At 54.2% G+C, this 8,085-nt stretch carries 5 protein-coding genes and 1 pseudogene; 3 read left to right on the forward strand and 3 right to left on the reverse strand.

Translation table 11 applies throughout. The features are described from left to right. Nucleotides 1-80 precede the first annotated feature (80 nt). The 3 genes from topA (at nucleotide 81) to HMPREF2958_RS04015 (ending at nucleotide 5,096) form a co-directional block, all read left to right on the forward strand. Nucleotides 81-2,882, forward strand: coding sequence for a type I DNA topoisomerase (gene topA, locus HMPREF2958_RS04005; protein ID WP_070696806.1), 2,802 nt, complete (start codon nucleotides 81-83; stop codon nucleotides 2,880-2,882). 451 nt (nucleotides 2,883-3,333) lie between these two features. Continuing rightward, nucleotides 3,334-4,305, forward strand: a complete 972-nt coding sequence (locus tag HMPREF2958_RS04010; RefSeq protein ID WP_048754217.1) for a Ppx/GppA phosphatase family protein — start codon at nucleotides 3,334-3,336, stop codon at nucleotides 4,303-4,305. 227 nt (nucleotides 4,306-4,532) lie between these two features. Then, nucleotides 4,533-5,096: an SMI1/KNR4 family protein gene (locus tag HMPREF2958_RS04015; protein WP_070696808.1), complete on the forward strand. Its 564-nt coding sequence runs from the start codon at nucleotides 4,533-4,535 to the stop codon at nucleotides 5,094-5,096. Between the two features lie 222 nt (nucleotides 5,097-5,318). Here the strand turns inward: HMPREF2958_RS04015 and HMPREF2958_RS11135 are convergent, their stop codons facing one another. From HMPREF2958_RS11135 to HMPREF2958_RS10985, 3 genes and pseudogenes are all read right to left on the reverse strand, one after another. Further along, entirely contained in the window at nucleotides 5,319-5,480 is a 162-nt protein-coding gene (locus HMPREF2958_RS11135; RefSeq protein ID WP_246828019.1) for a hypothetical protein, read from the reverse strand. A gap of 116 nt (nucleotides 5,481-5,596) precedes the next feature. Next, nucleotides 5,597-7,159, reverse strand: coding sequence for a hypothetical protein (locus HMPREF2958_RS10680; RefSeq protein WP_246828020.1), 1,563 nt, complete (start codon nucleotides 7,157-7,159; stop codon nucleotides 5,597-5,599). 289 nt (nucleotides 7,160-7,448) lie between these two features. Further along, a pseudogene (locus HMPREF2958_RS10985) lies at nucleotides 7,449-8,085 on the reverse strand (hypothetical protein); the annotation flags it as partial.

Here is an 8,085-nt window from a genome sequence, read left to right on the forward strand (position 1 = left end):
AAGCGCACCTAATAGGCGTAACCGCCAGAATGTGCGCTATTGTTGTATCGCATCTACACCACACAATTATGAGGAGAGCCGTGCCCACCAAGGCAAAGAACGGAAAAGCGCTGCTGATCGTTGAGTCCCCGTCGAAGGTGAAGACTATCAGCGGTTATTTAGGAAACGAATTTCTGGTGGATTCGTCCATGGGACATATTCGTGACCTGCCGCAGCCTTCCGAACTGCCCGAAAACCTGAAAAAGGGCCCGGTTGGTAAGTTCGCGGTCAATATCGACGACGATTTTGACCCCTACTATGTGGTTAACCCCGACAAAAAGAAAAAAGTCGCCGAACTCAAACGCAAACTCAAAGACGTGGATGCCCTCTACCTCGCAACCGATGGTGATCGCGAAGGTGAAGCGATCGCCTGGCACCTCAAAGAGGTTCTGAAACCCAAGGTTCCCGTTTACCGCATGACCTTCCCCGAAATCACCCGCGAAGCCATTGAACGCGCCTTCGGGGAACTGCGCGATATTGACCTGCACCTGGTCGATGCTCAAGAAACCCGCCGCATTTTAGACCGCATTTACGGTTACGAAATCTCACCCGTGCTGTGGCGCAAGGTCGGCCGCGGGCTATCTGCGGGTCGCGTGCAGTCCGTGGCAACCCGCCTCGTTGTTGAACGCGAACGCGAACGCATGGCCTTCGTCGCCGCCAACTACTGGGATCTGACCGGACATTTCATCACCACCAGCAACGAAGGTTTTGACGCTAAACTCGTGGCGGTCGACGGCACCCGAGTAGCCACCGGCAAAGATTTCGCCGACGACGGCACCCTCACCTCCACTAAGGTCACCCACCTTTCAGAGGCGGATGCGCGCACCCTCGCCGAAGCCCTCACCGCCGCTCCCTTCGCGGTGCGCTCGGTCGAAACCAAACCCTATAAACGCCGCCCCGCAGCGCCGTTCACCACCTCAACCCTGCAGCAGGAGGCGGCACGCAAGCTGCGCTTCTCATCGCGCGTAACCATGCAGGTTGCCCAGCGCCTCTACGAGAGCGGCTACATCACCTATATGCGTACCGACTCGGTGGCACTCTCAGACCAGGCCGTGAAGGCGGCACGCCGCCAAGCCTCCGAACTCTATGGCACCGAATACGTGCCCTCCGCGCCGCGCACCTACGCTTCCAAGAGCAAAAACGCGCAGGAGGCGCACGAAGCAATTCGCCCCGCGGGTGACGCCTTCCGCACCCCCGACGCCGTGCGCGGTACGCTCTCCAACGACGAATACCGACTGTACGAGCTGATCTGGAAGCGCACCATCGCCTCGCAGATGGCAGACGCCACCGGTTCGACCGCATCCGTGCGGTTAGGGGCAACCGCATCCAACGGGCGCGACGCCGAATTCGCAGCATCCGGCACCGTTATTACCTTCCGCGGCTTCCTCGCCGCCTATGAGGAAGGCGTAGACGCAACCCGCCTGGCAGAACGTGACGCCAAGAACGCCGAGAAACGCCTGCCTGCGCTCGCGCAGGGCGACTCGCTCACCGCCGAAAAAATCGAAGCCACCGGGCATGAGACCCTGCCCCCGCCCCGCTACACTGAGGCTTCGCTCGTGAAAACTCTTGACGAGCTGGGCATTGGGCGCCCCTCCACCTACGCCGCCGTGATTTCAACGATTATGGACCGCGGCTATGTGCAGGTGCGTTCCGGCTCGCTCGTACCTTCCTGGACCGCGTTCTCGGTGGTGCGCCTGCTCGAAACCAGCTTCGGACCCTACGTGAACTACGAGTTCACCGCGCAGATGGAAGAAGACCTTGACCGCATTGCCCGCGGCGAAGAATCGCGCGTGGAGTGGCTGGGCGACTTCTACTTCGGCGGCGGGGTACAGAAGAAACGCGGGCTCAAGCCAATCGTGGATAATCTGGGCGATATTGATGCCCGCGATATTAACTCGATCCGCATTGCTGACGGCATTGTGCTGCGCGTGGGTAAATTCGGCCCCTACCTTGAGGCTGAGGGCACCGTCAATACCGAAACCGGCGAAGTTTCTGACCCCGTGCGCGCCAACGTTCCCACCGATTTGGCGCCCGACGAGCTGACCGCCGAGAAGGCGAAAGAGCTGCTTGAGCAGGGCAAATCCGATGGGCGTGTGCTCGGCACCGATCCCGCCTCCGGGAACCAGATTATCGCCCGCGACGGGCGCTACGGCCCGTACGTCACCGAAGTTGTAGAGGAGATGACGGAGGAGCAGATTCAGGCGTACCTGGATGCGCAGCCCACCGAATACTACAAGAACGGCAAACCTAAGCCGAAGAAGAAGCCTAAGCCCGCCAAGCCGCGTACCGCATCGCTTTTCAAATCTATGGATTTGGCGACTGTAACCCTAGAGGATGCGCTCAAGCTCTTGAGCCTGCCGCGTGTGCTCGGTACCGATGCGGAAGGCAACGAAATCACGGTGCAGAACGGGCGGTTTGGCCCGTACCTGAAGAAGGGCACCGACTCGCGGTCGATTGGGTCTGAGGAAGAGATCTTCACGATCACCCTTGAAGAGGCGCTCGACATTTATGCGCAGCCTAAACAGCGCGGACGCGCCGCCGCTAAGCCCCCGCTCGCCGAGCTTGGTGTAGACCCGAACAGCGAGAAGAATATCGTGGTCAAAGACGGGCGATTCGGGCCGTACATTACCGACGGCATTACCAACATTACGGTGCCGCGTTCGGAAACCATCGAATCGCTCACCCATGAGCGCGCCGTCGAACTGCTCGCCGAAAAGCGTGCCAAGGGGCCTGCGAAGCGTAAGACTGCGGCAAAGAAGACGACCGCCAAGAAGAGCACCGCGAAAAAGACAACTGCTAAAAAGTCCACTACTGCAAAGAAGACTGCGGCTAAGAAGGGCTAGTCCTTTCTCCTTCCCAACAATACGGATGCGCTGCTCACGAAAGCGTGGGCTACGTATCCGTATTGTTGCGCTTGGCATGATTTACATGGATGCGCAACTTGCGCTCGCTTTACAAGGCGACCAGTCACGACGGCTCCGCTTCGCTTTGCCGTGCGCGACAGCCTTAGGCGCTCTCTGCTAGCCGTGCATCCTGAAGCCGTTCGCCAGGGCCTCCGCATCCCTTGGTTACACGGTTTCGTCCCGTTTTCTCTAAAAACCCGACGTAAAATCTCGCGGGCATTGAGCCCGTGAGATTTTTTCGTGTGCTCGCACCCTCTAGCCTGTGCATCCATGTGCGGCGGGCGAACTCGCGCATACTCGGCGGTGGATTGCGCGCATCATGCGGCGACTTGTGCCACACTTAATGAAGTTGTACGTTATCCCGGCGGTGGCTGGGGGATAGGAGCGCGCCGTGCGCCTCGGTGTTCTTGATGTTGGCTCAAATACTGTTCACCTGCTGTTGCTTGACGGCCACCCGGGCGCCCGCCCCGAACCGTATGCCTCGCATAAGATTCCGCTGCAGCTGGTGCAGTATTTGACGCCGTCGGGTGATATTTCTGATGAGGGCCGCGCCGCGCTGACCGAGTTCGTGAAGTCTGCGCGCGATTTCGCCATTGAGAACAATGCTGAAGACCTGCTCGCCTTCGCGACCTCTGCTATTCGTGAGGCCGGTAATGGTGCCGAGGTTTTGCAGTATGTGCGGTTGAAGACCGGCGTGAGTTTGAGCGAGATTTCGGGCGATCAAGAGGCTGCTATCACCTATTTCGCGGTGCGCCGCTGGCAGGGGTGGGGTGCGGGGCGCATCCTGAATTTTGATATTGGGGGAGGGTCTTTCGAGTTCTCCACGGGTACGGATGCCCTGCCGGATGCGGCTATGTCGGTGCCGCTGGGCGCCGGTCGCCTGACCCGCGAGTTCTTTGATGAACAGCCGCCTTCGCCGAAGCAGACGAAGCGGCTGCGCAGGTATGTGCGTGAGCAGATTGAGCCGGTGGCGCAGCGGTTGCTGGCATTCGGCGAGCCGAATATGGTGGTGGGCACCTCGAAGACGTTCCGTTCGCTGGCGCGTATTTGCGGGGCGGCACCGTATTCTGCTGGGCCGCATGTGAAGCGTGAGATGCATGTGACGGATTTGCGCCTGTGGACTCGCCGCATGGAGGCTATGGCTCCCGCTGAGCGCGCTGACCTGCCCGGTGTTTCCCGGATGCGCGCCGACCAGGTTCTCGCCGGTGCGATGGCGGCTGAAGCTGCGATGGAAACCTTCGGTATCGAAACGATGCGCGTTTCCCCCTGGGCTCTGCGCGAAGGTTTAATCTTGAGGCGTCTAGAGCACCTGGCGGAAGGTACGAGCACCCCGCTGGATCCGAAGACTCTGGTGGGGGAGTAGGGGCATACTGATCGCCGAGCCTGCCTGACTTCTCTGGCAAACCTGTCGGAAATCCCGACAGGTTGCCTCTTCTAGCTGCTCTCCCTCGGCATAGGTGTTTTTTAGGTGGGTGGCAGGCATAGCCCACCCGTAACTTTAGGACCGCTGGGAGACAAACAGCTTGTAGCGGCTTGTACAAAGGCTCGCTTGACCCTGTGAAACCGAAGAACCTATTTTGAGGAGTTTTTGTGCCCATCTACAAGCCTGAAGAATACCCGAGCGTAATCGAGCGCATTAAGGCTAAAGTCGCTCAGAAGAATATCGACCTGGGGCCTACCGTTTCGGAGGCAGACATTATTGCTTTTGAGCGTGCCTGCAACACCCGCCTGCCGCAGGCGTACCGGCTGTTTCTGCTGGAGGTTGGTGACGGCTGGAATGACCCGGCGATAGGGCGTGTCAGCGCCGGCTCCATTCACCGGCTCGCAGAGATTGAGCACAAAGACCTTTCCCTCCCCATGACGCTCACGGACGGCTGGCTCTGGGAGGATGAGGAGGACGAAGAGCGACTGAGCGATGAGTCCTTTGAACATAAGCTGGGGAACCAGGGCGTTGAGCTCATGGATGAAGGATGCGGCATGACCTATGAGCTGATTACTGCCGGTCCGTGCGCCGGTGAGGTGTGGAGCTTTTCGGATGTTGGCGTTAGCCCCTGCTGTGAGCGCCAGGACTTCCTTGGCTGGTTTGAGCTCTGGCTAGACAGCGACGGCGACCCTGACTATTTCAAGGATTATATCTACAAAGAAGACGAATAGTATATGCCGACAGGGGTTTATCGGGCTTTGTGAACCTGATTTTGAGACATCTAGAGCGTCTGGTGGAGGTATTAGCGCGCCGCTGATCCTGAAAACTCTTGTGCGACATTAGAGGTGAGCGGCTGTATAAGCCGCCGGTATTTTCGTTCAAGAAGGCTTAGAATTATATAGCGTTCTGGGACAGTTATTCTTTGATAACTGTCCCAGAACATTACGTGGTAATTAGTTTTCTGTGTCTTCTGCTGCTGCGTCCTCCACTTTCACCGTGGTGGCTTCCTCCCGCCATTCGTGGAGTTCTTTATTAAAATTCCGCAGGTCTTCTAGAAGTTCAGCATTTTCTTTAGAACCTTTTGTTTCAAGAAGTTTATTATTTATTTTTTCCATTTTTCGGATTTTACGCGCAAGATAATCCCGCTGCTTTGGATTAAGAAATTTACACTTGAGGGGTATATCTCCTATATCTCCGGAGTTTAGGACAATAGAATAACCTTTATCGGTATCTACTGTGAAATCATTATTATATGAGCCGAAGAGGGTAGTTTTATGGTTTGTCTCGTCATAAAATTGAGGGGAGCGGTTTGTAAAACAAGAAGAGATTTTGCTGTGTCCGTCTTTACCAAAATAAGTTTTACTATGAAAAATGGAACTGCTGAAGTTAGCCCGACCCTTGTAGATGGAACTGCTGAAGTTAGCCCGATCCTGGTAGGTGGAGCCACGGAAATTAGCCCAACCCTTGTAGATGGAACCGCTGAAGTTAGCCCACTGATAAATGGAGCCACGCAAGTTAGCTTCTTCCTTGTAGGTAGAGCCGCTGAAGTCAGCTCCTTCCTGGTAGGTGGAGCCACGCAAGTCAGCTCCTTTCTGGTAGGTAGAACCGATGAAATAAGCCCGACCCTGGTAGGTAGAGCCGCTGAAGTTAGCTCCTTTCTGGTAGATAGAGTCCTTGAAGTCAGCTCCTTCCTGGTAGGTAGAACCGATGAAATAAGCTCGACTCTCGTAGGTGGAGCCACGGAAATAAGCTCGACTCTCGTAGGTGGAGTCCTTGAAGTCAGCCGACTATGGTAGGTGGAGTTGCGGAAATTAACAGGTTTTTTGTAATAGGAGTTTGTGAAGTCAACGGGGTAGAAGAAAGTACTTCCCGAGAAATCGTATTCAAAATCTGACCATGCCCCCGGCGTGTTTTCTTCTGGGCCTTTTAATCGGTCGTGAATTTCTTTAATAATACTGAGACGAACGTCTACTTCTGCTTGAAAATTTGCCTTATTTATATAAAAATTTTGTTGAATATATTTACGGATAAATTTTTTAAATTTATTTTTAGACTTTATTTTATTTTGTGAAAATTTACCATGCTGAGATGCAAGAGTAAACGGAGAACGGATATAGGCACACAGATTATTGATAATAACCTGACCTTCTTTGAGCCTGTCTTTATATTTTTCTATAGACTCGTCTTCAAGCCATTCGTCCACGAGACCTACAAGTGTGTATACACCACCCATACGAACAGAGGCTTTCTCATCACCTAGCTGTTCTACCGCCTTGGTGTACCGTTCCCGGCGTTCTGCCCTCACCTGTCGCCGATGATCTCTGTCATTTTTCTTTTTTTCCTGGTCGTTCTTGAGCTTGTCGTTATCATTCTTACGACGAGTCTCACCTAAGGTAAGGATTGCGATAAAGCCGCCGGTTGCTAATAGGATAGAGTGTCGTAGCCCACCAACACCCGTTGTGGTGCTTTTAACGGCAACTGGTAGAAGAAAGGCAAACACTCCACCTGTAACGCCTGCAGCAAGGACTCTAGCAATAAAATATTTTTTAGGGCTTGAAGTAGTAATCTTTGGCCAGCGTAGGACTAACCCACATATAACAGCTAGACCTATTAGATACCATCCTAAACGTGTATGGTCGTTGTTAACGGTCCGCTGTTCGGGATATAAGTAGGGTGAGCAGATACAATAGGATATTGCTATTACTAGCAATCCGAGGAAAATCCTTGCTAACCATAAACATGCTTTGCACAACCATCCAGGCTGCTTTACATCAGACTGTTTTTTATTGCTCATAGGTGAGTAGACTCCTTACGGTGAGTGTGTGCAAGTACCACCCTACCGTATCTTCAGCTCGCCTTTCAGATTTTCCTGAATTTTGACCCAAGGTTTACCTGCAAACCTTTGCTGAGCAGGCAGGTAACGGTCCAGTCCTGCGCATATTCAGAGGTTGTTGCGGGTTGAACCCTGTAGTCGAAACAAACCAGTCACGCCAGCAGGAACAAACCCCTAGAGGGCAAACAGTGCCGTAGAATCTTAGTGCTCTCATACGGCAGGAAGTGGAGACCGTGAATCCCTCGGGCGGCTAGTTATCTTCCTCTCCGAGTGCTGTACCCTCCACTTTTACTGTGGTGACTTCTTCTCGCCATTTGTGGAGCTCTTCGTTAAGAGCTTGCAGCTTTTTCAAGAGTTCTTCCTTTTCTTTGGGATCTTTTACCTCACGAAGTTTATTATTCGTTTCGTCTATTTCTTGGAACTTATCTGCGAGGTATTCCTTCTGCTCTGAAGTAAGGAATTTACAGCCAAGAGGTAAGCCTTCGGAATTTAGATTAATAGGATAACCTTCGCTGGTATCCACTGTGAAATCATTATCAGGTGAGCCAAAAAGCGTGTTTTTGCGGTTTGTCTCATCATAGAACTGAGGGGCACAGTCTGTGAAGCGAGAAAAGCTGTTGTTGTCTCCGTCTGCTCCAAAATAAACTTTCTGATAGAAGATAGATCCGCTAAAGTCAGCTACATCATTGTAGGTGGAGATGGCGAAGTGAGCCCCGCCCTGGTAGGTGGAGCCGGTGAAGTAAGCCCCGCCCCGGTAGGTGGAGATGGCGAAGTGAGCCCCGCCCCGGTAGGTGGAGCGGCTGAAGTAAGCCCCGCCCTCGTAGGTGGAGCCGTGGAAGTAAGCCCCGCCCTCGTAGGTGGAGCGGCTGAAGTAAGCCAAGGCCTGG

Origin of the sequence: Rothia sp. HMSC036D11 (assembly GCF_001814205.1) — a bacterium.
Taxonomy (GTDB): Bacteria; Actinomycetota; Actinomycetes; order Actinomycetales; family Micrococcaceae; genus Rothia; species Rothia dentocariosa.